General features: G+C 68.4%; 27 protein-coding genes and 1 pseudogene. 18 read left to right on the top strand and 10 right to left on the bottom strand.

Translation table 11 applies throughout. The features are described from left to right. Positions 1-77 precede the first annotated feature (77 nt). Complete coding sequence (locus CRM89_RS28430) at positions 78-1058, top strand: M56 family metallopeptidase (RefSeq protein WP_253805108.1); 981 nt, start codon at positions 78-80, stop codon at positions 1056-1058. 5 nt (positions 1059-1063) lie between these two features. Here the strand turns inward: CRM89_RS28430 and CRM89_RS28435 are convergent, their stop codons facing one another. After that, positions 1064-2515, bottom strand: coding sequence for a hypothetical protein (locus tag CRM89_RS28435; RefSeq protein ID WP_098086722.1), 1452 nt, complete (start codon positions 2513-2515; stop codon positions 1064-1066). Between the two features lie 20 nt (positions 2516-2535). On the opposite strand from CRM89_RS28435, the gene CRM89_RS28440 reads away from it, so the two are divergent. Next, on the top strand, positions 2536-3135 hold the full coding sequence (locus CRM89_RS28440) for a TetR/AcrR family transcriptional regulator (RefSeq protein ID WP_098086723.1): 600 nt from the start codon (positions 2536-2538) through the stop codon (positions 3133-3135). A gap of 43 nt (positions 3136-3178) precedes the next feature. Here CRM89_RS28440 and CRM89_RS28445 read toward each other — a convergent pair whose 3' ends face one another. The 4 genes and pseudogenes from CRM89_RS28445 to CRM89_RS28460 all read right to left on the bottom strand — a co-directional run bounded on the left by CRM89_RS28445 (position 3179) and on the right by CRM89_RS28460 (position 7103). Then, entirely contained in the window at positions 3179-3844 is a 666-nt protein-coding gene (locus tag CRM89_RS28445; protein ID WP_098086724.1) for a YcnI family protein, read from the bottom strand. 474 nt (positions 3845-4318) lie between these two features. Further along, a pseudogene (locus CRM89_RS28450) lies at positions 4319-5533 on the bottom strand (MFS transporter); the annotation flags it as partial. After that, a complete protein-coding gene (locus tag CRM89_RS28455; RefSeq protein WP_098087161.1) occupies positions 5530-6609 on the bottom strand; it encodes a PLP-dependent cysteine synthase family protein in 1080 nt (359 codons plus the stop codon). The pseudogene CRM89_RS28450 and the gene CRM89_RS28455, both read right to left, overlap by 4 nt. A 146-nt stretch (positions 6610-6755) precedes the next feature. After that, positions 6756-7103, bottom strand: coding sequence for a hypothetical protein (locus CRM89_RS28460; RefSeq protein WP_127516347.1), 348 nt, complete (start codon positions 7101-7103; stop codon positions 6756-6758). Between the two features lie 892 nt (positions 7104-7995). Here CRM89_RS28460 and CRM89_RS28470 point away from each other — a divergent pair. From CRM89_RS28470 to cutA, 11 genes are all read left to right on the top strand, one after another. Then, positions 7996-9537 carry a multicopper oxidase family protein gene (locus CRM89_RS28470; protein ID WP_098086728.1) on the top strand — a complete coding sequence of 514 codons (1542 nt, stop codon included), beginning with the start codon at positions 7996-7998 and terminating at the stop codon, positions 9535-9537. Between the two features lie 182 nt (positions 9538-9719). Next, positions 9720-9962 carry a hypothetical protein gene (locus tag CRM89_RS28475; protein ID WP_127516349.1) on the top strand — a complete coding sequence of 81 codons (243 nt, stop codon included), beginning with the start codon at positions 9720-9722 and terminating at the stop codon, positions 9960-9962. Between the two features lie 143 nt (positions 9963-10105). Then, positions 10106-10477 (top strand): BlaI/MecI/CopY family transcriptional regulator, encoded by a 372-nt coding sequence (locus CRM89_RS28480; protein ID WP_216642012.1) that lies wholly within the window; start codon positions 10106-10108, stop codon positions 10475-10477. A 44-nt stretch (positions 10478-10521) separates the two neighbouring features. Beyond that, a complete protein-coding gene (locus tag CRM89_RS28485; protein ID WP_371392041.1) occupies positions 10522-12759 on the top strand; it encodes a heavy metal translocating P-type ATPase in 2238 nt (745 codons plus the stop codon). Positions 12760-13003: 244 nt separating this feature from the next. Then, a complete protein-coding gene (locus CRM89_RS28490; protein WP_127516351.1) occupies positions 13004-13189 on the top strand; it encodes a hypothetical protein in 186 nt (61 codons plus the stop codon). A 211-nt stretch (positions 13190-13400) separates the two neighbouring features. Then, positions 13401-14318 (top strand): triacylglycerol lipase, encoded by a 918-nt coding sequence (locus CRM89_RS28495; protein ID WP_253805109.1) that lies wholly within the window; start codon positions 13401-13403, stop codon positions 14316-14318. A 22-nt stretch (positions 14319-14340) separates the two neighbouring features. Continuing rightward, positions 14341-14808 carry a hypothetical protein gene (locus CRM89_RS28500; RefSeq protein ID WP_098086733.1) on the top strand — a complete coding sequence of 156 codons (468 nt, stop codon included), beginning with the start codon at positions 14341-14343 and terminating at the stop codon, positions 14806-14808. Continuing rightward, entirely contained in the window at positions 14780-15316 is a 537-nt protein-coding gene (locus CRM89_RS28505; RefSeq protein ID WP_172964591.1) for a helix-turn-helix domain-containing protein, read from the top strand. Before CRM89_RS28500 ends, CRM89_RS28505 begins: the two co-directional genes overlap by 29 nt. Positions 15317-15580: 264 nt before the next feature. After that, positions 15581-17023 carry an aldehyde dehydrogenase gene (locus CRM89_RS28510; RefSeq protein ID WP_098086734.1) on the top strand — a complete coding sequence of 481 codons (1443 nt, stop codon included), beginning with the start codon at positions 15581-15583 and terminating at the stop codon, positions 17021-17023. Between the two features lie 76 nt (positions 17024-17099). Next, positions 17100-18212: an NDMA-dependent alcohol dehydrogenase gene (locus CRM89_RS28515; protein WP_098086735.1), complete on the top strand. Its 1113-nt coding sequence runs from the start codon at positions 17100-17102 to the stop codon at positions 18210-18212. Positions 18213-18760: 548 nt separating this feature from the next. Next, positions 18761-19084 (top strand): divalent-cation tolerance protein CutA, encoded by a 324-nt coding sequence (gene cutA, locus CRM89_RS28520; protein ID WP_098086736.1) that lies wholly within the window; start codon positions 18761-18763, stop codon positions 19082-19084. Positions 19085-19100: 16 nt separating this feature from the next. Here the strand turns inward: cutA and CRM89_RS28525 are convergent, their stop codons facing one another. Both CRM89_RS28525 and CRM89_RS31220 read right to left on the bottom strand, forming a co-directional pair. Beyond that, a complete protein-coding gene (locus tag CRM89_RS28525) occupies positions 19101-19469 on the bottom strand; it encodes a hypothetical protein (RefSeq protein ID WP_098087164.1) in 369 nt (122 codons plus the stop codon). 5 nt (positions 19470-19474) lie between these two features. Beyond that, positions 19475-19636: a hypothetical protein gene (locus tag CRM89_RS31220; protein ID WP_172964592.1), complete on the bottom strand. Its 162-nt coding sequence runs from the start codon at positions 19634-19636 to the stop codon at positions 19475-19477. A 22-nt stretch (positions 19637-19658) separates the two neighbouring features. Between CRM89_RS31220 and CRM89_RS28530 the strand changes: the two genes are divergently transcribed. Further along, positions 19659-19883 (top strand): hypothetical protein, encoded by a 225-nt coding sequence (locus CRM89_RS28530; RefSeq protein ID WP_098086737.1) that lies wholly within the window; start codon positions 19659-19661, stop codon positions 19881-19883. A gap of 585 nt (positions 19884-20468) precedes the next feature. Here the strand turns inward: CRM89_RS28530 and CRM89_RS28535 are convergent. Both CRM89_RS28535 and CRM89_RS28540 read right to left on the bottom strand, forming a co-directional pair. Next, positions 20469-20657 carry a DUF1508 domain-containing protein gene (locus tag CRM89_RS28535; protein ID WP_098086738.1) on the bottom strand — a complete coding sequence of 63 codons (189 nt, stop codon included), beginning with the start codon at positions 20655-20657 and terminating at the stop codon, positions 20469-20471. A gap of 387 nt (positions 20658-21044) precedes the next feature. Then, positions 21045-21983 (bottom strand): alcohol dehydrogenase catalytic domain-containing protein, encoded by a 939-nt coding sequence (locus tag CRM89_RS28540; protein ID WP_172964593.1) that lies wholly within the window; start codon positions 21981-21983, stop codon positions 21045-21047. 303 nt (positions 21984-22286) lie between these two features. On the opposite strand from CRM89_RS28540, the gene CRM89_RS32330 reads away from it, so the two are divergent. Continuing rightward, positions 22287-22472, top strand: coding sequence for a hypothetical protein (locus CRM89_RS32330; RefSeq protein ID WP_127516354.1), 186 nt, complete (start codon positions 22287-22289; stop codon positions 22470-22472). A 51-nt stretch (positions 22473-22523) separates the two neighbouring features. On the opposite strand, the gene CRM89_RS28545 is transcribed toward CRM89_RS32330, so the two are convergent. Further along, complete coding sequence (locus CRM89_RS28545; RefSeq protein ID WP_098086740.1) at positions 22524-23489, bottom strand: alpha/beta hydrolase; 966 nt, start codon at positions 23487-23489, stop codon at positions 22524-22526. A 156-nt stretch (positions 23490-23645) separates the two neighbouring features. On the opposite strand from CRM89_RS28545, the gene CRM89_RS28550 reads away from it, so the two are divergent. From CRM89_RS28550 to CRM89_RS28560, 3 genes are read left to right on the top strand one after another with little or no spacing between them, the layout of a single operon-like run. After that, positions 23646-24317, top strand: a complete 672-nt coding sequence (locus tag CRM89_RS28550) for a hypothetical protein (protein WP_098086741.1) — start codon at positions 23646-23648, stop codon at positions 24315-24317. Next, positions 24310-25665: a glutamine synthetase family protein gene (locus tag CRM89_RS28555; protein ID WP_098086742.1), complete on the top strand. Its 1356-nt coding sequence runs from the start codon at positions 24310-24312 to the stop codon at positions 25663-25665. Before CRM89_RS28550 ends, CRM89_RS28555 begins: the two co-directional genes overlap by 8 nt. Next, positions 25662-26435, top strand: a complete 774-nt coding sequence (locus tag CRM89_RS28560) for a gamma-glutamyl-gamma-aminobutyrate hydrolase family protein (protein WP_098086743.1) — start codon at positions 25662-25664, stop codon at positions 26433-26435. Before CRM89_RS28555 ends, CRM89_RS28560 begins: the two co-directional genes overlap by 4 nt. Positions 26436-26478 lie beyond the last annotated feature (43 nt).

Raw genomic sequence — 26478 nt, forward strand, 5'->3', positions numbered from 1 at the left:
TATGTTGCAAGTACGTAAAACGCCGCTGGTCAGCGTCTTGACTTCGGCCCGGCAAAGGAGCCTTTGGTGCCGTCTGTGTGGATCCGCTCGACTACGGAGATCGCGGCCATGGCGCGGGCGTCATGAGTGTCGCGGTGTGTCTGCTGGCCTACAGCATGATCGTCGCGGTGCTGTCGCCGGCACTGCTGGTGCGCTCTACCCGGGCCGGGCGCCGTCCGCGTCTGAGTCTGGTCGCCTGGGTGAGCGCGATCGGATCGGTCCTCGTGTCGTGGGCGGCGGCGGTCGTGTTCGTCGTCATCGATGTGGTGCGGGACCTGCTCGCGGAGCAGCATCTGGACCTCGGTCGCTGTTTCACCCAGCTGCACGACGCGGCGGCGGGCGCTTACGGCTCGGTCGTGCGACTCGGCTTGGCGGCGCTGGTGGTGCTGGCGCTGACCGCGGCGGCGGTGGTGCTGTGGCGTTTGACCCGGATGCTGCTGCGGGCGCGATCGGTGACGCATCGGCACGCGCAGCAGGCGCGCATGGTGGGCCGGCGTCATCATCGGCACGATGCCGTCGTACTGGATCACCCTGAGCCTGCCGCGTATTCGGTCGCGGGGAATCCGCACGCCATCGTGCTGACCCAGGGAATCGTGACCGTCCTCGACGACGTTCAACTGGCTGCGGTCATGGCACACGAGCGTGCGCACCTGTCCGGGCATCATCACTTCCTGCTCGCGGTCACTCGCGCGCTGGCCCGGGTGTTTCCCCGGCTCGACCTGTTCGTGACCGGGGCCGCTCAGGTCGCGCGGCTGGTCGAAATGGTCGCCGACGATGCCGCGGCCCGGGTGCACGGGCCTTTGGTGGTTCGGGAGGCGCTGCTCACGCTGGCCGATTCGCAGGGGGCAGGGCACCTCGGGTCCATCGAAGTGGGTCTTGTCGACAGGGTGCGCAGGCTGTCACCGTCGGCGGCGACGGGTGGACTGGTCTCGTCGATGGCGATGGTCGCGGTGGTGCTCGGTCCACTGGCGGCGACATTTGCCGCGATGGGCGGCCTCGGCCTGTGCATCCTCGGCTGACCCGATCAGAATCTCCGAACGCGCGACCGACGGGCGAACACGAACGCCGCGGCCCCGAGTAAGCCGGCTCCCACCGCGTAGATGCCGATCGCCGCTCCTACCTGGGCGCCGCGCGTCGCAGCTGTCGCCTCGGCCGGTCGATACAGGTGCCGCGCCTCGCCCACCGTGTCCGACTGGTCGGCGATCAACGGTAGCCACACCTCCAAGGGGCCGCCGCCGGTCAGGAATTCGGCGTAGACGAACCACCGGCCATCGTCGGGAACGGTCACCGTGCCGGTGAACCGGCACTTCTCCATGGCACCCAACGGCCCGAAAACCGTGGTGCCTGCCCTTCTGGCTGTGATCCGCACCGGAGTGAGGTCTGCGCACGTGTCGGGCACTTCGACACTCAATTCGAGTCGGCCGTTGCCGTCGGACCGGCCGCCGACCGTGACCGCACCGGCTGATTCGCCCTGGCCGGGATCGTGCGCCGACGCGCCGGGCATCGGCGCGGCGAGCGAGATCGCACCCGCGAGGACGACCGAGATCGTGGCGGCCATCGGCGTAGAGCGCGGTCGGTCGAGCAACACGGAGGCCAGGAACACGGCCATGACGGGCACTGCCACGACCGCGACCGCCGAGACCGGCCGCTCCGACAACCCGGTCGCCGCCGTTGTCAACGCCAATGCCGACATCGCGGCGGCCGCGGCGCTGTACCGCTGCAGCGTCGTGCGCCACGGCAGGTCGAGGAGGCCGAGTCCTAGCACGGCCACCGGCACCTCCGGGGTGGTCCTGCCCATCGCGGCCAATACCGCGATCGTCGCGATGCGCACCACCACGTAGACGGCGACCATCGTGGTCACCGGAGCGCGCCCGGGGACCAGCCGACGGGCGACCACCGCCGCCGACAGCCCTGCTACCAGCGCGACGGGGAGATAGAGAACCTCGCTGAACTGCGGGACATCGGTCTCGTACTCGAGCACGCTCATCATCAGCCCGCCCAGGAACAATCCGGCCAGCGCCGCTTCGGGCAGGCCGGACCGTGATCCTCGGGCGCCGGCGGCGATCCCGAGCACCATGGCCGACGAGGCCAGCACCACCAGCATGTGGGGCGGACTCCACAGCACGGCGTCGCGCCCGAATGCGGTGTGCCAGGCCGCGTCGAGGGGTGCGGCTGCCAATGTGGCGGCGCCCGCTATCGCCGCGACCATCACCGGTCCATACCGCAGCACGGTGGGCAGCGAGCGGGTGATCAGCAAGGCCCGGACACCCCACCACGCTACGACGACGCCCGCGACGGCTACCGAGCCGTAGAGCAGGAGATGGGGCGCGATCGTGGCGTCGTCCCGGCCTAGATCGGTGTGCCACGCGTCATCCCAATAGGTCGCGAGCAGCGACACGAACCCCGCGACGGCGGCGACAGCGCTGCTCCATGCGGGAAGGGCGAGACGATTGGTGCTCACGCGTGAGACGGTCATGTATCAACTATGATTTCGGCATGTCACAGCGTCAAGAGTTGGTAGACAACGATTTGATCGCCGCTACCGAGGCCGCGGTCGCCCGGTGGGGGCTCTCGGAGATCACCCTCGAGCGAGTGGCGGCGGAGGCGGGCATGTCACGGGCGACGATCTATCGGCGCGGAGTGACGCGTGAGGACCTCATCGCCGCACTCACCGGACGGGCGGCCGAGACTTTTCGGACGCAGATCTGGCCCGCTCTCACCGGATCCGGTACCGCCGCCGAGCGACTTCGCGCGGCCTTGGAAGCGGTCTGTGTCACCGCCGACAGCCATCTGCCGACCCTGTCCGGGATGTTCTTGGCCCACGGGGAGGTCTTCCATCGTCCGGGACCGCGCGCCCTGTCCGTCGATGTGTTCGCCGAGCCGTTCGAACGGCTGCTGCGCGACGGCGCCATGGACGGCAGCCTGCGACCGGTCGACGCGCCGGAGGTAACGGCCACGGTGCTGTTCAACACCGTCGGCTGGGGCTATATCCACCTACGCGCCGGTCACGAGTGGGATCCGGAAACCGCGCGGCAGCAGATTCTGGACCTGGTGCTGCGCGGTCTGCTCCCAGAACCATCCGGTAGCCAACCCTGACCGACCGGCCGGTGCGCCGAGTGGACGCGCCGGCCGCGTCGGCTTACCCGGCGGTGCGGCGGGTTCGCACCAGTGCGGTCAGTCCGGCTGCCGCCGCGAGTGTGCCCAATGCGAGGCCGCCCGCGGCGAGCAGACGCGCCGCGGAGTCGGAACCGGCTTCGGATTCCTCGTGTTCAGCGGCGGCATCGGTGCTGTGCGAGTGATCGCCGCCTGCCGGTGCGGCGGACAGTGCCAGCACCGGGAGCGGGTACTCCGGTTCCGGCGCGCCCGCGGCGGCGGCTTGATCCCAGGTGACGACCTTGCCGTCGCTGTAGGTCTGAACGGCCTTGAACGCCACCGTCTCCCGCGTCGGGAGCGGTCCCGCGTAGAGCACGAACCGCTGGAACTGGCCTGGGCCGACCCCGGATTCCGGTGCGGCGGTCCAGGTGACCGACGTGGCCATCTTGGCCGGGTCGCGGGTGACGGCGGCGGTCCAGCCGGGGAGCGGTTCGGTGCGCGCGGTCTTCAACCCGGGCAGTTCGACGGTGAGGGCGGTGGTGGAGGCGGTCTCGGACTCGTTGGAGATGCGGAACGAGAGCACCGATGAGGAGCCTTGTTTGGCGCCCGGAGCCTCGACGGCCAGGTGAGCGGAGGCGACGCCGCCGGCGAACGCGGTCGCGAACGCGGCGGCCCCGGCGGTGACGGCGAGCCGCCGCAGAACTGTCTTCATGTCATGTGTCCTTGAAAGAGAGCGGGAGACGGAGCCGAGACCCGACTGGGGGACCTCGGCGCGAGTCGGCTTGCCCGGCTGCCCGCGCGCGGAACGCGTTCGCGCTCACCGCCGTTGGTCCGGCGGGCCCGCCGGATAGCGGCGCCTCTCCGCCCCACCCGGAGCGGGCGGCAGGACGCGGCGATGTCCACGGCGGTCGTCGCCGGTGCTCGGCCAGGGACGAGGCTCCCCGTTGGGGAGTCGACCCGCCCGGTTCTCGCCGGGCGGTTGATGGCGCCGTGGTGGACGCCGATATCCGCGCGCGTCCGGGCCGGGCCGGGTCGACACGGACACGGTCGGCGGGGCAGCGGCGGCGCGCAGGCGCAGCAGTGGTGTGGTCGGCGCGCCCGAACCGGCGAAGACCGGTTCGCCCGGGCGGTGACGGCCGCTGGGCAGCCGGTGTCTGCCGGTGGGCGGGTCGATCGCGGTGTCGGTGCCGGTGCGTTCCAGGCGCAGCAGGGCGAAGACGGCCAGCGTGCCGATCGCCGTGAGACCGGCCCAGACCGTCCAGTTCAACCCGGCGGTGCGGGCGGCGCCTACCAGGGTGCCGGTGGCGAGATTGCCGACCAGGATCCCGATCCCGACGACGGTGTTGTAGAAGCCGTAGTGCGTGGCCACCAGCTTGTTTCCCGACAGCGACACCACGGTGTCCATCTCGAACGGGAACACCGCCGCCGTGCCGATCGCCAGCAGCGTGGTGGTGAGCAACAGCGCAGTGATCGCCGCGACGGTGCCGAACATGCCGGGCCCCGACACGATGATCAACGGCACGAAAGCCACGGTGAGAACGGCCATTCCGGCGACCAGGCTCTTGCCGGGACCCCACCGTGCGCGCAGCCACGCGGTGATCCGCAGCTGACCGGCCACCGCGACGATGCCCGAGACGACGAACAGTGCCGAGACCAGCAACTGCGAGTTCTCGCCCGCGATGAACTCCGCCTGCAACGGCAAGGCCAGATACACCTGGAACGACAGGACATAGGAGCCGATCATGGCCACGGAGAACGCGAGGAAGCGTCTGTTGGACACCACGGTGCGCCAATCCTCGAGCACTGAGGTCGGCGTGGCCGTGGTCTCGGCTCGACGGGCGGGCAGGGCGAACAGCTGCGCGATGGTCAGCGCGGCGAACACCGCGGCCGCGGCGCCGGCGGTGACCCGGAAGTCCACCGCCATCAGCGCCAGCCCCACCAGCGGCCCGGCGAGGATGCCCGCTTGATAGAACATGTTGAACATCGCGAAGGCCTCGACCCGGCGCTCCCCGGTGTCGGCGGCGAGATAGGCACGCACCGCCGGATTGAACAGGGCGCCGGCGAAGCCGGTTGCGGCCGAGGCGATCAGCACCGCAGGCAGCGAATCCGCGAAGACGAGCAGTGCGAATCCGCCCGTGCGCAGCAGACATCCGGCCACGATAAGGGGCTTGTAACCGAGCCGGTCGGCCAGCGTGCCACCGATGAGGAACATGCCCTGCTGGGAGAAGTTGCGCACCCCGAGCACGAGGCCGACCGCCCACGCCGCCAAGCCCAGCGGACCCGCCAGATACCCGGCCAGATACGGCATCAACATGTAGAAGCCCAGGTTGATGCCGAACTGATTGATCATCAGCAGCCGAGCGGGCAGGTCGAAGCCGCGGAACTTGGCGATCACGGTCACGAGGCGACCTCGGCAGCGCGCATCGCCGCGGGAGAGACCACCGTGGTGCACCGGGACCAGCGCTCGACGACGCGCTCGCCGAGGTGGGCGAGGGCGTCGGGTTCGGATGCAGGCGCGCCGGTGAGCAGCCCGTTCTCGGCGCAATAGGTGTCGTTGTAGACGGTGTCGAAGTAGCGGTGGGGTCCGTCGGGGAACACCGCGGCGATGCGGGTCGACGGGGCGGCGACGCGCGCGGCCCAGCCTGCCACCAGTGCGACAGCGCCGACGCTCCATCCGCCGGTCGCGTGGTGGGTCGCGGCGAGTGTGCGGCAGGCCCAGACCGATTCGGCGGGGGCGACCCAGTGGACTTCGTCGAAGGCGTCGTAGTCGACGTTGGCGGGGTAGATGCTCGATCCCAGCCCGCGCATGAGGCGCGGGCCTGCGGGCTGGCCGAAGATCGTCGAGGCGATCGTGTCGACGCCGACGAGCCGCAGTTCGGGGTTGTAGCGGCGCAGCACCCGGGCAACCCCGGCCGAGTGGCCGCCGGTGCCCACCGCGCAGACCAGCACGTCGACGGTGCCCAGCTGTTCGATCAGTTCCAGCGCCAGGGACTCGTAGCCGTCGACGTTGTCGGGATTGCTGTACTGGTCGGGGCACCAGGCATCGGACTCGGCGGCCAGGAGCTGGGCGACGCGATCGCGGCGCGCTTGCTGCCAGCCTCCTACTGGGTGCGGTCGCTCGACCAGGTCGACTGTCGCGCCGTAGGCGGCCAGCATCTGCGCCACGATCGGCTCGAGGCCGGGATCGGTCACGACGGTCACCGGGTGCCCGTACACCATGCCGGCCAGCGCCAATCCCATTCCGAGTGTGCCGCTGGTCGATTCGACGATGCGCCCACCGGGGCGCAGCTCGCCGCGCTCGCGGGCACAGCGCACCATGTGCAGGGCGGGCCGGTCCTTCATGCCACCGGGGTTGAAACCTTCGAGCTTGGCCCAGAACCCGCGTCCAGGGGCGGTCAGCGGCTCGCCGATCCACAACACCGGGGTGTTGCCGACCAGCATACGTGGGGCGTCGGCGGCATCGGGCGCGCCGAACATGCGACGGGGGAGTCCGAGCTCGGTGTGGTACACGGTCTTGTTCACGATTGCTGTCTCTTCTCTGCGACGGCGCCCGCTCAGCGGTGCGCCACGACGGTGGGCAGCGGTCCCCGGCCGGCGCGAGAGGCCGGCCTGACGCTGACCGATCAGCGTCGGGAGATGCAGAAGAGAGTCAGAACGGTGCGGCCATCGGCCGACAGCGGATTCGGCGGCCCGCGGACACCGCCGTGGGTGGACGCGGCGGCCGAGGCGGGTGCGGTCCAGAGCGCGGTGAAGGCGGCCAGTATCAATGCCACCAGCGTCATCGATACCGTCGCCGGGGGCAGGGCCTTGCTCGGGCAGTGCACCACCGGTGCCACGCAGTGTTCCGCGTCGGCCTGTTCTCGCGTGTGGTCGTGTCCGGTATCGGCGTCCGGCAGCGCGAAGGTGGTCACCGCGTGGTGGCCTGCCGGGTGGTCGTCGGTGTCGAAGAGCAGGCAGTCGACGGCGGGCATCAGCACCAGTGCTGCCAGTAGCAGTGTTGCGAGCCAGCTACCGTATCGCGCTCGCCGGAGGGAAACCACAATGCGGCGATGACAGCGGAGCCGTATCAGCCGATTCCGCCCGTTCAACGACGGTCGGTGAGGGAGGCGGCGGGTTCGCGACCTACTGACCGCGCACGGTGACAGCGGTGCCCCCGGTCGCGTCCGTACGTCGTTCACCTTCTCTCTCCCTCTGCCAAATAACTGTGGCGACAACAATTCTCGCTGTCGAATCACGTCACGTCGCAGACGCCGGTTGACATCTCCTCCGATCAATCTACTATCTCGGTACGTAAGTAGTTTAGATTGTGTGACCAGGCGCACGCTACGGCGTGTCGGCCCCGCCGGGCCGCGGGCGTCACCTCCACGACACCACCCGGTGACGGGGCCGTGATCGGCGGTGAACGCGCGGCGAACCACACCGGAATCGAGAAAAGGAGGCCATGGTGGCCATCATCGGGACGAAAAGACCCACCGCCCTACCCGCTCGACTGGTAGCGGCGACCACGATCGGGGTGGCGGCGACTCTGCTCGCCGCGGCACCGGCCATCGCGGCACCGGCGTCGGCCGGTGCCGACGGCAGGCCGGGGCACAGTGCGGCAGCCGACAACGGGCGCGGCAGCTACTGGCACGGGAACAGTCGTGTGGACAACGGACACCACGACGACGGCCGGGCGCGTGGCCACGGTCACGACCGCTCCGACCCCAGCCGCAACGGATCCTCCGACGGGGGCGATCTGTGTGCCCCGCGAGAGTGCACCGGGCCGCGCTGATCAACAGCAGTGAATCCGCCGCGGCCCCGCGGCGATCGGAACGCCGACATCGATGAAGGAGAACCTTGCCGTCACCAACGCACGTTCCGGCGATGCCCCGCTCGCGGCGCTCTTTCCTGGCGCTGGGAGCCGGGGCGGGTGCCGCGGCTCTGCTCGCCGCCTGCGGCGGGCCCGGCACGCCGAAAGCCGGTCCGGTCGGTCCGGGCGACGAGTCGGTCCGGTCCGCCGAAGCCGCCCGCCGCGCGGCGGACGCCCCGATTCGCCGAGTCGCACTGCACGCACGGCCGGCCACCGTCGATCTCGGTGGTGTGCGTGTCGACACCTGGACCTACGGCGGCGAACTACCCGGCCGGGAGATCCGGCTGCGCCGTGGTGAAGTGCTGCGTGCCGATCTCACCAACGCGCTGCCCGCGCCGACCACGGTGCACTGGCACGGCATCGCCCTGCGCAACGACATGGACGGCGTTCCCGGCCTCACTCAGCCCCCGATCGATCCGGGCGCCACGTTCGGCTATGAGTTCACCGTCCCCGACGCCGGCACGCACTTCTTCCATCCGCATGTCGGCGTGCAGCTCGACCGCGGTCTGTACGCGCCCTTGATCGTCGAGGATCCCGACGACGGCAAGGACTACGACCTGGAGGCGGTGATCGTCCTGGACGACTGGCTCGACGGCGTCGACGGGCGCGACCCCGATCGGGAACTCGCCGCCCTCCGCGCGCAGGGCATGGCGGGTATGGACATGGGCCCGCCCGCCGGCGGGGGCATGGACCACGGCGGCATGTCCATGGGCGGTTCGGCGACCACGAGCATGCCGGTCGATCCCGCGGCGCCGCTCGGCGCCGACACGGGCGACGTGCGGTACCCCTACTACCTGATCAACGGCAGGATCGGCACCGACCCCGCTGTGCTGACGGCGCGGCCGGGGCAGCGCATGCGCCTGCGGATCATCAATGCCGCCGCCGACACCGCGTTCCGGGTCGCGCTCGGAGGTCACCGGCTGCGCGTCACCCACACCGACGGCTTCCCGGTGGTGCCCACCACCACCTCGACCGTGCTGATCGGCATGGGTGAACGCTACGACGCCGTCGTCGAGCTCGGTGACGGCGTCTTCCCGCTGGTCGCCTCCGCCGAGGGAAAGAGTGGTCAGGGATTCGCGCTGGTGCGTACCGGCGCGGGGACGCCGCCGCCACCGGACGCGCGGCCCACCGAGCTGGCCGCGATTCCGTTGTCGGCGCAGACGCTGACCGCCCTCGACAGTGTCCGGCTGCCCGATCGCCGGCCCAACGTAACCCTCGATGTCACCCTCGGGTCCGACGCGACCGAATACCTCTGGACCATCAACGGCAAGGCCTTCCCCGACCACGCCGCGCTCGATGTGTCGGCCGGACAACGGGTTCGGCTGCGCTTCGTCAACAGGTCCATGATGTGGCACCCGATGCACCTGCACGGCCACACCTTCCAGGTCGTCGCCGGCGCCGGGGCGGGTCCGCGGAAGGACACCTCGATCGTGGCGCCCATGCGGACGGTCGAAGTCGACTTCGACACCGACAACCCCGGGCAGTGGATGCTGCACTGCCACAACGTCTATCACGGCGAGGCCGGAATGATGTCGGTGCTCTCCTACCGGCAGTAGCGGCGGCCCTCGCCGGCGAGATCGGCCGAAAACGAGACGATTCGTCAGGAGGTGAAGACCGATGGACCTGTGGAAGATGCTGTGCGACTTGATGTGTGCCGCGATGGCGTGCTGCCGGATGTAGTCACGAGCCGAATTACTGCCTACTTACGTAGGACGTCGAATTACCAGGAAAGCTGATCATGACTGCTCTGTCCTCTTCGCCCCGCTCGCGTCGTCCGGCCATCCGGCTGGGCTTCACGTTGGCTGCCGTCGCGGCCGCCGCGACGCTGGCCGCCCCGGCCATCGCCGATCCGACTCCGGCCTCGGCGGGAACGGAGATCACGGCCAGGCCCGGCGGTCACCATGGCAACGACCATGGCAGCCGCAACGGGCACCACCACAACCGAACCCCGTTCTCGCTGCTCCGCACCGGTAGCGCGTAGCGCGGCCAGCCGCGGACAGTGCCGACCGGCTCCTGTGGCGGCCGGCACTGTCCCGGTGTCTTTCCCGCTCGGAGTGGCAGAATGCCGCCGAACATCCTACGATATTGCTACGTAGATTTAAGGTTCCTGTCAGGAGGATGGCCGTGGGGCACCGTTTCGGCGATCTGGAAGCCGTAGTGATGGACCGCATGTGGTCGGCCGAGGACGATGTCACCGTTCGCGAGATCTACGAGGGCCTGCTGCGTGAGCGGGAGATCGCTTACACCACCGTCATGTCCACCATGGACAACCTGCACCGCAAGGGCTGGCTGGCCCGGGAACGCCACGGAAAGGCCTACCGCTACTGGCCCACCCTCAGCCGCGAGGAATACAGCGCCCAGCTCATGCGCGCCGCCCTCGAAGGAGCGCGATCCGACCTGGTGCTCGCGCATTTCGTCGAGCAGATCAGCGACGACGAATCCGACGCGCTGCGCGCCCTGCTCCGCCGTCTCCGGCCGCAACGCGGCAAGGGCTGAGACTCGTTCGCTCCCGTTCCACCGACCACGGAGGACATCAGCGTATGCCCAGCGATCATCCCGGCAGCGACCCCGCGCCCGACCAGTCGACCGGCGAAACCCACCACGGCGGCCATCCGCCCACCGGCGACGGCAGCCATGGTGAAGCCGGAGTCGTCGTGCACGAGGACGCCGGACACGACACTGCGGCCGTCGCCCACGCAGGTCACGGTGGACACGCCGACCACGGCGACCACGCTGACCACGCCGGGCACGACGATCACGCCGCGCACGGCGACCATGCCGGGCACGCCGGCCATGCCGGGCACGGCGACCACGTCGCGATGTTCCGGCGGCTGTTCTGGTTGATGCTGGCGCTGGCGGTGCCCGTGGTCGCGGCGGACATGATGTTCGCCGACCTCGTCGGCTACACGGTTCCCTCCGCGTTGCGCTGGGTCTCGCCCGTGCTGGGCACGGTGATGTTCTTCTGGGGTGGCCGGCCGTTCCTCACCGGCGCCGTCGGTGAGATCCGGGCTCGCAAACCCGGGATGATGCTGCTGATCTCGCTCGCCATCACGGTCGCCTTCGCCGCGTCATGGGGATCGACCCTCGGACTGCTGGCCCACGAGCTCGACTACTGGTGGGAACTGGCGCTGCTCATCGTGATCATGCTGCTGGGGCACTGGATCGAGATGCGCTCGCTCGGTCAGGCGTCGAGTGCGCTCGAGTCGCTGGCCGCGCTACTGCCCGACGAGGCCGAACGCCTCGGCGACGACGGCACGACGTCCACCGTTCCCGTCGACGACCTGCGCACCGGAGACCTCGTCGTGGTCCGCCCCGGCGGCCGGGTGCCCGCCGACGGCACCGTCGAGACCGGCAGCGCCGATGTCGACGAATCCATGATCACCGGCGAATCGCGTGCCGTGCGGCGCGAACCCGGTGACCGGGTCGTCGCGGGCACCGTCACCACCGACAGCGCGCTGCGGGTACGCATCACCGCGGTCGGCTCCGACACCGCGCTCGCGGGCATCCAGCGTCTGGTGGCCGAGGCGCAGAACTCCACCTCGCGAGCCCAGGTACTGGCCGATCGGGCCGCGGGCTGGCTGTTCTGGTTCGCCTCCGGCGCCGCTGTCGTCACCGCGATCGCCTGGCTGCTGCTCGGCCAGCCCGAGACCGCGGTGACCCGTACCATCACCGTGCTCGTCATCGCCTGTCCGCACGCGCTCGGCTTGGCCATTCCGCTGGTGGTCTCGATCGCCACCGAACGCGCCGCCAAGGCGGGCGTGCTCATCACCGATCGTCGTGCGCTCGAGACCATGCGCACCGTCGACGCGATCCTGTTCGACAAGACCGGCACCCTGACCCGCGGCGAACCCGCCGTCGTCGCGACCACCGCCACTACGCCCGACCTCGGCGACGATCAGGTGCTCGCCCTGGCCGCGGCCGCCGAAGCCGACAGTGAACATCCGCTCGGGCGCGCCATCGTCCACACCGCCACCGAGCGGGGGATCGCCATCCCCGCCGCCACCGAGTTCACCGCCCACAACGGCGTCGGCGTCACCGCCACCGTCGACGGCGCGACCGTCAGTGTCGGCGGGCCTGCCCTGCTCTCCCAGCACGGGCTCGACCCGGCCGCTACCGCCGCGGAATGGTCCGCGCAGGGCTCGACAGTGCTGCACGTGCTGCGGGACGGCAAGCTCGTCGGCGCGCTCGCGCTCGCCGATGAGATCCGCCCCGAATCCGCCCAGGCCATCGAGGCGCTGCACGCCCGCGGCATCCACGTCGCCATGATCACCGGCGACGCCGAACCCGTGGCCAGGACAGTGGCCGCTCAGCTCGGTATCGACGAGGTCTTCGCCGGCGTCCTGCCCCAGGACAAAGGCGCGAAGGTGCAGGCGCTCCAGGACGCCGGGCGCACCGTCGCCATGGTCGGCGACGGTGTCAACGACGCGCCGGCGCTCGCGCGCGCCGACGTCGGCATCGCGATCGGCGCGGGCACCGATGTCGCCATCGCCTCCGCGGGGGTCGTCCTCGCCGGGGACGACCCCCGCGCGGTGCTCTCGATCATCGAACTCTCCCACGCCACCTACCGCAAGATGATCCAGAACCTGGTCTGGGCGGCCGGATACAACATCATCGCCGTTCCCCTGGCCGCCGGTGTCCTGTCGCACTGGGGCATCACCCTGCCGATGGAAGTGGGCGCGCTGCTGATGTCGGCCTCCACGGTCGTCGTCGCGCTCAACGCCCAACTCCTGCGCCGCCTCGACCTCGACCCGGCTGAGGTCGTGGCTCACAAGCGTTGACTTGGCCGACGCTAGGGTACTTCGCAGACGTCACGAGCGGCCAGCACGAAAAGGTCTGTCGGTAGAGCATTGTGCTCCGGCCGGTCACCGGCCCTGCCCTGTCATCTCTGTAGGTCAGGGTCATCTTTGGCCCCGCGCGGGGCAAACGACGTTGGCCCTGCACCGGCATCTCCGAAGTCTCCCGGAGCCGGAGCGGGGTCAACTCCGGGCGAGTCACGACGGATACATCCAGGAGTGGGCCGCGTTGCTGCGGCAGGCCCGTCCCGACCTGGCGAAGGACGAGTCCGCGGCGTTCGCGCAGCTGACCTCCTGGAGCATCGCGTCGTTGCTGACGATCTCGCATCTTCGGCGGCGCCCCACCTTCGAGCGTGACCTCCTCGCGGTTGCCACAACGATCCTCGGTCTCGACGTCGCTGGGAGCGCCGATTGATCCGGTCGAACATTTCGACGAGTCCGAGAATCAGGGGCAGTTTCGGGCAGGCTCGCCCCGAATTCTCACTTCACAGCGCTCGACAACTGGGGCCGATTTCGATGTAGTCGAGCGCCGCATTCTCGAGCTAATGAACCAAGCGCTTGCTAGGTTCATGATCTAAACAACAATCGGAGGCCGAATGTTCCGGACATCGCGTTCTGCTGTCTTCATGCTCTCGCTGGTTGCGTTGGTGCTGCCCTTCGGGACGGGCCCGGTGGCCGCCGAACCGCTTCCCGAGAACTACAACTTCTTCGCGGGTGTTCCGAACGAACTGGCCGATCCAGGCGGGTCGCTGCCCGGTTCCAATGACTTCGGATGCAAGCCCACCGTCGAGCACCCGCGACCGGTGGTGCTGGTCCACGGCACCGGCGGCGGGCAGCAGACAAACTGGGGTGGCTACGTCCCGATGCTCGCGAACGCGGGCTTTTGCGTGTTCGCCCTCACCTACGGCGCTGTCCCGGGCGCGCCGTGGCCGATCTCGGCGATCGGCGGCATGGCGCCGATCGAGGACAGCGCGCGGCAGTTCGGCGCCTTCGTCGACCGCGTTCTGGCCGCTACGGGTGCGTCGTCGGTGGACGTCGTCGGACATTCCCAGGGCACGGTGGTTCCGCAGTACTACGCGAAGGTGCTCGGCGGAGAGTCGAAGATCTCCCACTACGTATCGCTGGCTCCGGGCTGGTTGGGCTCGAGAGTGCTCGGCGTGGACGTGGCTCTTGCGTTCGTCCGCCGGTTGGGCCTTCCCGACACCTCGGTTCCGGTCTGCCAGGCGTGTGGTCAGTTCGCCCCCGGATCCGATGTGTTGAACCGGATCAGCGCGGACGGGACCCCGTACCTGAAGGGGATCGAGTACACCAACATCGCGACCCGATACGACGAGTTGGTCGTGCCGTACACCCAGGGTCTGGTGCCGGGCCTGCCCGGCTACGACGTCACCAACATCGTCGTCCAGGACGGCTGCGCCCAGGACTATTCGGAGCATGCCGGGGTCGCCGGCTCGAAGCGGGCGGCCTACATGGTCCTGAACGCTCTCGACCCGGCGCATCCGCGCGAGGTGCCGTGCACGTTCACGCCACCGTTCACCGGCTGACCATCGAAGGGGCACACGGAGAATGACGGGTGCGGGTGCCGAGGTAGTCGCGATCGACGGCGATTCGACGTCGATGTGTGCGGCACAGTGGGAACAGGCGATGTCCGGGATCGGGATCGCTTTCGAGGCGTCGGTGCCCACCCGTTCCCGGGCGTCGTCGGGCCACCTGCACGTGCACCGGCCGCTCGGCGAGATCCTTCTGGTCGACTGGCGCAGTGGGCCACTCTCGCTGTCGCCGACAGAGCGGTTGATCGCCGGTGCGACTACCGATCTGGTCGCGGTCGCGACGATCCGCGGCGGCGTGGAGCAGATGTCGCACGCCGACTCCGGTGCCGTACTCAGGGGTGGTGACCTGGCCGTTTGGGACACTCGCCGCCCGGTCCGGTTCGACCTCGACGGCACTGTCAGCAAGCGGGTGCTCCTCATCCCCGGATCGGTCTTCAGGGACCTCGGTGTGTCATTTGGGGTCGAAGGGTCTCCTCGCGCGTGAGGACGGGCCTGCCACCCGCCTGCTGTCGGGCTTCATCGACGCGCTGGTCGATTCCGGCCCCGCACTGTCGGGTATCGCTGTCGCTTCTGCCCGAAATGCCACGCTCGAGCTCGTCTCCGGCGCGTTGCGTCCGGAGGTCGGTGCGGCTGCATGCAGTGCGGTAGCGGCACTTCGAGTGACGATCGAGCAATGGATCGAGGGCCATCTGTTCGAGGAGATCACCCCGGCTTCGGTGGCCGCGGCGCACGCCGTGTCGGTGCGGACGGTGCACCGGGCCTTCGCCGAGGCCGGGGAATCCCTCGGCGCGATGGTTCGTCGGCGCCGGATCGCGCGGGCGCGGGCGGAGTTGTGCCGCACCGACCGCACCGTCGCTTCGATCGCGTCCCGGTTCGGCTTCGCGGATGCGAGTCATTTCAATCGTGCGTTCAAGAATGAGTACGGGATGCCGCCGGCCGCCTACCGGCAGCGGAACATCGACGCGCGCCGGCGCGGCGAGCTAGCAGTCTGACACGCGCACCGCGGCGCAGCTGGGTAACTGCCCTGCGGACCTACCCGCCGACCGTGCCGCCGCCGCGACTCCGACAGTGCGTCGCCGATGATCGGGCACTGCGGTTCATTCGCCTCGTCACGCTGGTCCAATACAGCTCCGGTGTGACGCAGCATACTTGTTGGTGACGCCACCGCAGGTCGCGCAACTCCCTCCGGCCGCTTCCTTTCCTGGAGACCGGACGCCGACCAGAACCGTTGTGGCCCAATCCACAAGGAGTAGCCCATGTCCGATCACGACATGCTGTTCATCGACGGCGGGTTCACCGCACCCACGTCCACGTCCGTCATCGAGGTGCTTTCGGCGAGCACAGGGGAGCGGATCGGATCGGCGCCGGAGGCTTGCGCCGCCGATGTGGGCACCGCGGTGGCCGCGGCCCGCCGCGCTTTCGACGACCCGCTGGGGTGGGCGGCGTGGACACCGCACGCGCGGGCCGATGCCCTCGACCGGCTGGCGACAGAACTCGAACTCCGCAGCGGCGACCTGGCAAAGACCGTCGCGCAGCAGAACGGAATGCCGATCAGCATCGCCGGGCAGCTCGAAGGCGCGCTGCCGGTCGGGATCTACCGGTATTTCGCCGCGCTCGTGCGGGCGACCGCCGAGGAGGAGGAGCGGGCGGGCGTACTGGGAGGTCGGGTTCTCGTCCGACGGCTCCCGGTCGGCGTGGTCGGCGCCATCGTCCCGTGGAACTACCCGAACCTGGTCACCGTCTGCAAGCTGGCTCCGGCATTGGCGGCCGGCTGCACAGTGGTGCTCAAGCCGAGCCCGGAGACCGTCCTCGACTCCTATCTGTTCGCCGAAGCGGTGCAGCGCGCGGGGATCCCGGCCGGTGTGGTCAACATCGTGCCCGGCGGGGCCGAGGCAGGCGCCGCCCTGGTCGAGCATCCCGACGTCGACAAGATCACGTTCACCGGCTCCACCGTGGTCGGGCGGCAGATCGCCGCGACCTGCGGACACCTGCTCCGCCCGGTGACCCTCGAACTGGGTGGCAAGTCCGCGGCCATTGTCTTGGACGATGCCGACCTCGCGGCGAACATGGAGAACTTCTTCCAGGCAACGCTGCTCAACAACGGACAGACCTGTGTGTTGAACAGTCGCATCCTGATTCCCCGATCGCGCTACGACGAAATCGTCGGACTGCTGGGCGCTTTCGTGTCCGGCGTCCAGGTGGGCGATGCGCTCGATCCGGCGACCCAGGTCGGCCCGGTCGTCTCCGAGCGTCACCGGGATCGCGTCGAGGGCTACATCCGAAAGGGAATCGGCGAGGGCGCCCGCTTGGTCGTGGGAGGCGGTCGCCCGAAGGGCCTCGACAGCGGCTGGTTCGTCGAGCCGACCCTCTTCGCGGACGTCGATCCGAACTCCACGATCGCCCAAGAGGAGATCTTCGGTCCGGTGCTGGCCGCGATTCCCTACGACACGGTCGAGGACGCTATCGCAATCGCCAACAACAGCGACTACGGCCTGGGTGGCACCGTTTGGACCGCCGACGAGCAGCGCGGCCTGGAGATCAGCCGTCGCGTCCGGACCGGGACGGTCGGCATCAACTACTACCTGCCCGACCCGGCCGCGCCCTTCGGCGGGATCAAGAACAGCGGACTCGGTAGGGAACTGGGACCCGAGGGTCTCGCCTCCTTCCAGAACCAGCAATCGGTGTATCTCGCTCCGTAACAACCGGATTCCGCCGGCGAGCCGGGAAGACTCCGGCCGTTCGAACCCTGAGTACCGACAAGAGATCGAGGATCACATGAAGATCGAAGCCGCAGTGCTGTGGAATGTCAGCGACGACTGGAGTGTCGAGGAGATCGACCTCGACGGCCCGAAGGAGGGCGAAGTACTCGTCCGCTGGGTGGCTGCCGGACTGTGCCATTCGGACGAGCACGCCCGCACCGGCGACATGCCGACCGCCGTGCCGATCGTCGGCGGGCACGAGGGCGCGGGCGTGGTCGAGGAGGTCGGCCCCGGTGTGCGCGGCCTCGCGGCCGGGGATCACGTCGTCGCAGCCTTCCTCCCGGCGTGTGGGCGGTGCCGCTGGTGCTCGACCGGCCACCAGAACCTCTGCGACCTGGGATCCGAAATCCTCGCGGGCACAATGCTCGACGGCACCTTCCGGCGAAGGGCACGCGGCACCGACATCGCCGCGCTCGCCATGCTCGGGACCTTCGCGCAGTACGGGACCGTGCCCGAGGCGTCCCTGGTGAAGGTCGAGGACCACTACCCGCTCGAGCGGGCCGCGCTGGTCGGCTGCGGCGTGACCACCGGGTGGGGATCGGCGGTCAATTCGGCGAAGGTCGAGCCGGGCGACACCGTTGTCGTGATCGGCTGCGGCGGAATCGGTTCCGGCGCCATCCAGGGCGCCCGCATAGCCGGCGCCGAGCATATCGTCGCGGTCGACCTCATCGAGTCCAAGCGCGACACACTCATCGAACTCGGGGCCACCCACTTCGTCACCGACGTCGATGAAGCGGCCGCTCTCGTCGGCGAACTCACCCGAGGTGTGATGGCGGATGCGTCGATCCTCACCCCGGGCGTCGTCACCGGCGAGATGGTCGGCCAGTCCGTCGACATCATCCGCAAGGGCGGAACCGCCGTATTGACCGGTCTCGCGCCGTTCGCTGATACGACCGCGACCCTCCCGATGGCGATGATGACGCTGTTCCAGAAGAAGCTGATCGGCAGCCTCTACGGTGAGGCGAACCCACGCGCGGACATCCCCCGGCTGCTCCGGCTGTATGGTTCGGGCCAGCTCAAGCTCGACGAGACGGTCACTACCGAGTATCCGCTGTCCGAGATCAACCAGGGATACAAGGACATGTACGCGGGCAGAAACATTCGCGGCATCATCACTCACTCTCACTGAACCCGCCGATCCGGCCTGTGGGGGTGGGGTCGAGGATCCCGCCCTCCAGAGCCGTTGCGCGGCGGGTATCGCCGGGGCGTGAATGCGGTCAATCGATGGCGGTCGCGTCGGCGGTTTCGAAGAGAAGTCGCAGGTTCGATTCCTCGGCGGGGCACATCGAAGAAGGGAAAGCGGACGACCTGGGAAATTGCTCTGGCCAACTGGTTGTCGAGACGGATTTCTACCTGGGCTGAGAGAAGATGCGGCGTTCCTCGGACCAGCCCGCCGGTTCCCGCATTCGAGTGAAACCGGAGCGGGGCACGATCGACCGCGCGGATACCGGCAGGCGCGAAGGCACTTCTTGCCCGATTGATCTTCGTCCATGGTCCCCCTCGAAATCAACGATCCCCTCGAAAAGCGCCGGTCCGGGCTACCGCCCTCTCATGTGACGAGGCGCCGGGCGTGAGCGCCCGCCTCGTGATCCGGGGATGGGGCGCGATCACCCGCCGCGGTGAGCTGGCCGAGCCGTTGGTGGACCTGCTGCGCGCCAGCGGTGGAAACTTGCACGCATGGCCGAAGAGTCTCTAGTCACCATCACGATCACCGCCGAATCCGCCGACTGGCTCGCCGAGTTCACCCGGCGCCTGGTCGCTGACCGGCTGGCCGCGTGCGGGAACATCCTCCCGGGCGTGCGGTCGATCTACGCGTGGGAGGACAAGATCGAAGACGACGCCGAAGCGCTCGTGCTGATCCACACCCGCGCGTCCTCGGTCGACGAGATCATCCGCCGCGCCTCGGTGGAGCATCCCTACGACACACCCCAGATCCTGGCCGTGCCCATCGTCGAGGCACACGACGGCTACCGCGAATGGGTCCTGGCCCAAACCGATTGACCAGCACGAACGACGGTCAAGCCGGATCCGCTGGCCGCGGCCGCAGCGCGTAGGCAGGCACGAGCTGGTCGGTCAGCTGCAGGTCCGGGCGTCCGTCGGCGTAGGCGATCGAGTAGGTGACCCGGCCCAGCCACTCGCCGGCGAAGGTCGGGACCCAGTGGGTGAGCAGGCCCGGGCGCTCGCCGGTCATGTCCAGCCCGGCGCCGTTGACATGGCGGGGCGTGCCGGGATCGCGGATCACGATGGCGTCCAGCCGCACCCACACCGGCTTCGGCGCCTCCACTACGGTCCGCGCGAAGTGGCCCTGCGCCTGCGGGTACAGCGGCCGAGGGAAGGTGCCCTCAGTCCGCGCGGGCCCGCTCGGCTCGTCTCCGCCGCCGCTCATCGCGCTCACTCGGTCCAGGGGCTCAGGTCGACCAGCCGCATCGAGAACGGGTACGCGCCCGGGGCGTCGAGGGTCGGCTCGATCCGGGCGGCGGTGTCGTCGATCTCGACGATCTTGAACTGGCTGACGCCGTTCGTCCCGATCCGGACTAAGTCTCCTACCTGCATAATCGATACTATAGTCGAACACATGTTCGCATCGATCTGCGAGTCGGCACGCCCTTACCTGCGGCTGAGCGTGTGGACCGAGCCTTCGCCGCGGTTCTGTCCGAACGGGCACCGGCTCGGCGCGGGCCGTGCGATGGTCGCGGCGATGCCGTGCCGCCGCGTCGGCGGCCACCACCGCGCCCACACCTGCCTCGCGTGCGGCGCCACGGTCTACAGCCCACCCGTGCACAACGACTGCGAGCACTGAGCACCCGGGTGCCACGGCCAGAACCCGAGATCGTCAGAGCGGCAGCAGAATCGGGCCCCTTCGGGTCGATCCTGTGCGACGAGCGGGTGCATGGGGTGGGTGCGCGATTTTGTCCGCGATGTGGGTCTGTATGTGCTGGTCGTGGCGATGTTGTGTTGCCCGTTCGGCTTGCTCTTCGGTGTCTGGTACGCCAACCCTACGGAGAACGGGCCAGGTGGTGAGGCGTCGTGTGACAACAGCGTTCCGATGGTCTGCACGGTGGTCTTCGCCCGGCGCGTGGAAGATCCGTCGGCGACGGCGTACGGCAAGCCGGTGCGCCTGGTCGCGGTCGAGGGCGATACCGCGGTGGTGGAGATCAAGGCCCTGTTCGGGTGGGTGACAAGTACTGTGCGCCGCCGGCGAGGGAGCCACCATGCACGGCGGACTTACCGACAGCTACAACACGGTGACCATCGTCGACATCACCGACGATCGAGTGATCATCGAGTTGGAAGGCGCCAGTGACGTGTAGGAGCTGAGCGGAGACCAGTGCCGCTCAGCTCCTATGTCCACCGGTTGTCGACGCCGAGTCCTGTTGCCAGACGTCTACTTCGCCGAGGTGAGGTCGACGACCGTAGCGCCGGCGGCGTTGGACTGTACCGAAGCGATCCCCTTCTTCGCCGCGTCCTTGGACTCATAGGCCTGGCTCTGGGCGATGATCTCGCCGTTGCCCGCCTTGAGCCGCCACCGGAACTTGCTCGACGCGTCGGCGAAGATCTCGAACTTTCCTGCCATGACCGGGCCTCGCTCTCATTCGAAGGAAACGCGCCTACCAGCGCAGACTATGCCACTCCGGCCGGTCTAGTCTTGATCTTTGTGGCTCTGGGGGTGCTAGCCCCGATGCTGGCCAATCCCGCATGGCGGCCGCGGCCGCCCACCGGCTGGCACGCGGAATGGAAGTTCGACGCCCTCCGCGCCATCGCACCGAGGAGGGCGTCAGCTCGTGGAGTGGGAACACGCGCGACGTAGCGTTCCTCTCAACCCCGAAGTAGTCGCTGCGCTTACCGAGATCACCGCAGCTGATGATTGGCCGGACCCGACCATCACCCCGGTTTGGCGCGTACCCGTTGATTCGGCCACTGGCTCACTGTGAGTCGGAATTGGCCCGCCGTTGACTGGATACTAATTTTGTCTCGAAGCCAAGGTGGCGACGAGTCGACCTGCGACCTGTCCACGCCTGAGGCGCTCGACTCCCGCCGCGATGTCACCGAAGCCGATCAGTTCGATGTCCGCATCGAGGCGTCCTGCTGCCATCAGCGCGCACACCCGCTCCGCGTCTTGCCTCTCGCCGCCCATGACACCGATCAGCGTGACTCTGCCCAGAGTGAGGTCGAGCATACTGATCTCCGCAGTGCTCACGCCCAGTCCGACTTGGACTACCCGCCCGTGTCGACGCACCGCTCGAATGGCCTCGCTCGTCGTGGTCCCGAAGCCTGCGAAGTCGACGATCGCATCGAGGTCACGGTCAGCGAACTCGACGATCGACTCGCCTACCTCCACCGCGCCGGCGGCACGAGCGGCGGGCCACCGATCGCGTTTGAGTTCTGCTACGTATACCTGCGCACCCGCGAGCGAGGCGATCCGGGTGCCGAACTGGCCCAGCCCGCCGAACCCGATGATGCCGATCCTGCGTCCGGGGCCGGCCTGTGCGCCGGTCATCACCGCGGCGTGCGAGGTCATGCCGGCGTCCATCGCCACGGCCGCGAGTTCGAACGGCAACTCGTCAGGGATCCGGATCAGCATCCGGGCGGGAACGGAGACCTTTTCGGCATAGCCTCCGTGTCTGTCGATGCCGGGGCAATCGTCGGACGGAGGACCGACGCAGACCGCGTCACCGATAGCCCACTCCGTCACTCCCGGGCCGACTGCGGCGACGGTCCCCGCTATTTCATGCCCCAGAACGAATGGCGACGCAGGCAGCGGAAAGGCGTCGTCGTCGACGATGCCGACATCGGAATGACATAGTCCGGCCGCGAGCACGTCGAGTATCACCTCCCCCGGCCGGAGCGCTGGCTCGGGGAAGTTGACCAGCTCGAGTGGCTCCCGCTTGGCGCGGATCACCCAGGCCCTCATCGTGCGGCCACGCGCTGCGGCGGGGCGTCCTCAGCCAAGCGGTCACGCGCGATCGCGCGGTCGCGGGGAACTGATTCGGCTCCGGTCATGGTCAACCTCTTCACGCTTGTCGGGTGCGATGCGGGTGCAGCTCACGACCGCGTCGTGAGCTGCACATCCGCGGTGAGCACGTGGCACCCTCCGATCGCCGAGGGGGCAGGAGGGTGGTCTCGGTCATAGCTCAGAAAGTATAGTCATGTGATCAAGTCTATTGACTGAAATATGATGAGGGCCGCCATTGAACGACCTGGCATGTCGATGTTCGTGCGGCGAATCACCTGGTCCGTGCGGATATCGATGTGGGACAGCCTGTTCAACCGGAATCGCACCAGTCTGGCGTGCACGGTCGAGGCCGACATCGGCAAGCGTGAGGCGAGATGTGGAAGTAACTCGGCCGCCCGGACGTCGATGGGCCAGCAGAAATTGGCCTTTCAATGAACACTTACAGCGTGTCGTCGCAATCCCTCAGCCAACCTGCCGGCAGTACCGCTAGGCCCGCGCGATCTGGCGCAGGTGCTGGCATACCTCGTCGATGGCTTGCTTCGCCTGCGCGAAGACATCCACCTCGGTGATGAAGCCATGGAAGACGCCGGCATACCTGGTCAGCGAGACGGGGACGCCGTCCCGCTGCAACCGTCCTGCGTATGCTTCGGCGTCGTCCCGGATCGGATCAACCTCGGCGGTAAGGATCAGGGCGGGCGGGAGGCCGTGCAGCGATTCGGCGCGCATGGGTGCCGCGAGGTGGTCGTCCGCCCGATGTCCCGGGCCGACGTAATGGTCCCAGCACCAGCGTGCGTCCACGGTGCTGAGCAGCGGCGCATCGGCGAATTCCGACCATGACGGCGCGGAGAATGTCCTGTCGACCGCGGGGTAGGCGAGGACCTGGGTCACGGGTAGGGGGCTGCGTTCGTCGCGCCGGTGCAGGCAGAGGGCTGCTGCGAGATTGCCTCCGGCGGAATCGCCCCCGATCGCTATCAGTCCCGGATCGATACCGAGCTCTGATGCTGTCCGGGTCAGCCATGCGTAGGCGTCGAGGCAGTCTTCCAGTGCTGCGGGGTACGGATTTTCGGGAGCGAGCCGGTAGTCCAGCGACACCACCGTCCAGGCGGATCCCGCGGCGATCGCGCGACACAGCTCGTCGGCTCCGTCCAGGGTTCCCAGGATGAAACCTCCGCCATGCAAGTAGACGAGAGCCGGTGTGTCGCCGCCCGAAGCGGCAGTGTTCGCGCGGTACAGACGAGCGCGGATCGCGCCTGCACGGGTCGGGATGGCCAGTTGTTCGACGCGGTCAACCGGAGTGATGGGCTCGGCAGCTGGAGTCGTGTTCAGAAGCGCCCTGGCCTGCTCCGGTCCCAGCTCCCGGACCGGTTTCGGCAGGGCATGGGCGATCATCCTGGCCGCTGCCTGTGCGTTGCCGTCGAGCAGATTCCACCAGGCGGGGACGTCGTTGTTCATTTCGGAAACCTCGCGATTGATTGACAAGAAGTGATCTGTGCCTCACTATCGTAGTCGAATGACTGAGACGAATGACTGCATAGAAGACGCTCCACTGGGATCCGCTGCCTGCGGTCTACCGCGCACACGATCTCGTCGAACCGAAAGGGCAGAACAATGACCGAAACGACGATCGGCCTCGCGACACGCGGGGAAGACGTGGTCGACGGGGTCGACATTCGGATCGAGGACGACGCGAGTCCGATCGCCCGGTTGATCGGCCGGACCATCGCCGACTCCGTTCGGGAAGGCCGCCCGAACTCAGTCGTGGCGGCGGTGGAGGGCCGTGTCGCCATCTACTCCCACGACACTCCGCAGTCAGCGACGGTCAGCATCTCGGACGGTGTCGTTACTGTATCGAGCGGGGTGTTCACCGAACCCGACCTCACCCTGACCGTTGATCTGAACGCGAGGCTCGCTCGAGTTGGCGAGCCTGTCGGCGCTGGCGACGATGCTCTCGCGGTCGCTGTGCTGGCACTGCTGTCACCGCCCCTGCCGGACTGGCAGATTGCCGCACAGAGCTTCTGGGCCAAGGCCCGCTCGATACCAGGTATCCCTGACGTGCTCGTCGCGATCGCGGACGGCCCTGACGGATTGGCCGAGCATGTCGTCGGTGAGGGCGAGACCCAGTATGTGATCGCAGGGCCCCCGGATCTCCTGGCCGGCATCTTCTCGGGCGCAGACGACCTGGTCGCCGCCTTGTCCACCGGCCTCGTCGGCGTGCGCGGCACCCTCTCGCAGCTGTCCGTGCTGGTCGGCGCTTCCTGGAAGGTTCGTTACGATGTCTGAAATCGCCACCACCGCAACCGTTCTCGAGCCCGGCGTGCACACGGTCCGGATCGAGTCGACCAACCACGACGGTTCCTTCCACGGCAAGAATGTCGCGCCCGCGAAGTTCGCCGCGTGCGCGGAATCGGGTTTCGCAGTGGCCGATCTGCTCTTCGGGCTCGATCTCGGCAACGCGCCGACCTTCGGTTTCGCCTACCCTGCGTGGCGTGGTCATCTCGCGGATCTGCAGTTCCGGCCCGACCTGTCGACGCTGGTCCAGTGGGCGCCGGGTGTCCAGTCGGTGATCGGTGACTACTGGCAGCCCAACGGCACGCCGATCGGCACCTGTCCGCGCAATCTCGCCCGCAAGATGGTCGATCAGCTCGGCACCCGCGGCTTCACCGCGACGATCGCGGTCGAGATCGAAGCCACCCTCTTCCAGGAGTCGGTCCACGAGGCCAGGGCCAAGGGCTATCGCGATCTCACCCCGCTCGGCGGCTCGGCGGGCACCGCCTACAACCTGGCGAAGTCGAAGGACTGGGTCGACTACATGTCGGCGGTCGCGCGGCGGCTCGAGGAGATCGGCATCGAGTGGGAGGCGTGGAGCGACGAGGACGCGGCCGGTCAGGTCGAGCTCAATCTCGTTCCCGGTGATCCGATCTCGGTGTGCGACAACTGGGCTCGGGCGCGGCAGGTGATGCGGGAGGTGGCCTTCGAACTCGGCCACACGGTCACCTTCATGGCCAAGCCGACCGCGGGCTACGGCCAGGCTTCGCACGTGAACCTGTCGTTGCAGCGCGACGGGGTCAACGCGTTCTACGCCGCCGACGGTCCGTCGGACACCATGCGTCACGCGGTCGCCGGGCTGCTCGCGACGATGCGTGGCGCGACCTCGGTCATGCTGCCGCAGATCACCTCCTACCGTCGCCTGGTCGATCTGAGCGGGCCGCCCACCACGGTGACCTGGGGCATCGCCAACAAGACGACCGCGGTGCGCGCGGTGTGTGGCCACCCGAAGTACTCCCGGCTCGAGTACCGCGTTCCGGGCGCCGACGCGAACCTGTACCTCGCCGTGGCGACGATTCTGGCGGGCGTGATCGCCGGGATCGACGGCAAGCTGGAACCGGCCGACCCGGTCAGCGACATGGCCTGGTGTGCGCCAGACCTGGAACGGCTGCCCGACACGATCACCAAGGCCGCCGACGCGCTCGAGTCGGACCTGATCTTGCGTGAGCAGCTCGGTGACGAGTTCGTCGACTTCTGGGTCGGCACGCGGCGCTGGGAATGGATGCAGTTCCATACGACCGGCGGCGACCCGTTCGCCGAGCTGTCGGAGTGGGAGTCCACGCGCTACTTCGAGTTCCCGTGAGCGCGGGCAGGCCGACGCCAGGCCTCATCCGTCCGATGATCGGCATCACCGGACGGCGGTTCCGGCTGGGACTGATCGAAGGGCTGGACAAGCGCTACGGCCATCTGCTCACCGACAGCTTCATGTCCGACTTCTCGCAGCGAATCGACAGAGCTGGTGGGGTTCCCGTGAATCTGCCCTACGACGCCGACCCGGATGCGCTGTGCCACTGGCTGTCCGGTGTGGTCATCACCGGCGGCCAGGACGTTCATCCCGCGTACTGGGGTGGCGACCGGTCAGTGGTCCGGGATGTGGATCCGCGGGACGATCCGATGGTCCACGACCCTGATCGCGACGAGTTCGAGATCGCGCTCGTGCGTGCCGCACTCGCCCGGCGAATCCCCGTGCTGGGAGTGTGTCGCGGCCTGCAGGTCCTGAACGTCGCGCTTGGTGGCACACTGATCGCGGACCTCGGGCCGGGACCCGTGGAGCACCTGTCGGCTTCGCCTCCGCTCACCGACGGAGCTGACGATCACAAGGTGACCTTCGAGCCCGGTTCGATCGCGGAACGGCTGTTCGGTACCAGTGTGGTGACCAACTCGTGGCACCACCAAGCGGTCGACCGCTGCGGTACCGGCCTCGTGGTCACAGGACGCGCCGCCGATGGCGTCGTCGAAGCGGTCGAGCTGCCAGGAGCGGCAGTGCTCGGTGTCCAGTGGCATCCCGAGTGGATGGAGCGTGACGATCCGGCGCTGAGATGGATCGTCTCCGAGGGCAACCAGCGGATCTGACGCAGGATGAGCGTCGGCCGCCACCGAACGGTGGCGGCCGACA

Origin of the sequence: Nocardia sp. FDAARGOS_372 (assembly GCF_002554515.1) — a bacterium.
GTDB classification, from domain to species: domain Bacteria; phylum Actinomycetota; class Actinomycetes; order Mycobacteriales; family Mycobacteriaceae; genus Nocardia; species Nocardia farcinica.

Coding starts and splice junctions, on each gene's coding strand:
- CRM89_RS28500 (WP_098086733.1), top strand. CDS start 14,341: ATGACGGGTGCGGGTGCCGAGGTAGTCGCGATCGACGGCGATTCGACG.
- CRM89_RS28530 (WP_098086737.1), top strand. CDS start 19,659: ATGTTCGCATCGATCTGCGAGTCGGCACGCCCTTACCTGCGGCTGAGC.
- CRM89_RS28440 (WP_098086723.1), top strand. CDS start 2,536: ATGTCACAGCGTCAAGAGTTGGTAGACAACGATTTGATCGCCGCTACC.
- CRM89_RS28555 (WP_098086742.1), top strand. CDS start 24,310: ATGTCTGAAATCGCCACCACCGCAACCGTTCTCGAGCCCGGCGTGCAC.
- CRM89_RS28545 (WP_098086740.1), bottom strand. CDS start 23,489: ATGAACAACGACGTCCCCGCCTGGTGGAATCTGCTCGACGGCAACGCA.
- CRM89_RS32330 (WP_127516354.1), top strand. CDS start 22,287: ATGTCGATGTTCGTGCGGCGAATCACCTGGTCCGTGCGGATATCGATG.
- CRM89_RS28535 (WP_098086738.1), bottom strand. CDS start 20,657: ATGGCAGGAAAGTTCGAGATCTTCGCCGACGCGTCGAGCAAGTTCCGG.
- CRM89_RS28485 (WP_371392041.1), top strand. CDS start 10,522: ATGCCCAGCGATCATCCCGGCAGCGACCCCGCGCCCGACCAGTCGACC.
- CRM89_RS28495 (WP_253805109.1), top strand. CDS start 13,401: ATGCTCTCGCTGGTTGCGTTGGTGCTGCCCTTCGGGACGGGCCCGGTG.
- CRM89_RS28435 (WP_098086722.1), bottom strand. CDS start 2,515: ATGACCGTCTCACGCGTGAGCACCAATCGTCTCGCCCTTCCCGCATGG.
- CRM89_RS28475 (WP_127516349.1), top strand. CDS start 9,720: ATGACTGCTCTGTCCTCTTCGCCCCGCTCGCGTCGTCCGGCCATCCGG.
- CRM89_RS28460 (WP_127516347.1), bottom strand. CDS start 7,103: ATGCCCGCCGTCGACTGCCTGCTCTTCGACACCGACGACCACCCGGCA.
- CRM89_RS28515 (WP_098086735.1), top strand. CDS start 17,100: ATGAAGATCGAAGCCGCAGTGCTGTGGAATGTCAGCGACGACTGGAGT.
- CRM89_RS28455 (WP_098087161.1), bottom strand. CDS start 6,609: ATGTTCGGCGCGCCCGATGCCGCCGACGCCCCACGTATGCTGGTCGGC.
- CRM89_RS28445 (WP_098086724.1), bottom strand. CDS start 3,844: ATGAAGACAGTTCTGCGGCGGCTCGCCGTCACCGCCGGGGCCGCCGCG.
- CRM89_RS28510 (WP_098086734.1), top strand. CDS start 15,581: ATGTCCGATCACGACATGCTGTTCATCGACGGCGGGTTCACCGCACCC.
- CRM89_RS28470 (WP_098086728.1), top strand. CDS start 7,996: ATGCCCCGCTCGCGGCGCTCTTTCCTGGCGCTGGGAGCCGGGGCGGGT.
- CRM89_RS31220 (WP_172964592.1), bottom strand. CDS start 19,636: ATGCAGGTAGGAGACTTAGTCCGGATCGGGACGAACGGCGTCAGCCAG.
- cutA (WP_098086736.1), top strand. CDS start 18,761: ATGGCCGAAGAGTCTCTAGTCACCATCACGATCACCGCCGAATCCGCC.
- CRM89_RS28525 (WP_098087164.1), bottom strand. CDS start 19,469: ATGAGCGGCGGCGGAGACGAGCCGAGCGGGCCCGCGCGGACTGAGGGC.
- CRM89_RS28550 (WP_098086741.1), top strand. CDS start 23,646: ATGACCGAAACGACGATCGGCCTCGCGACACGCGGGGAAGACGTGGTC.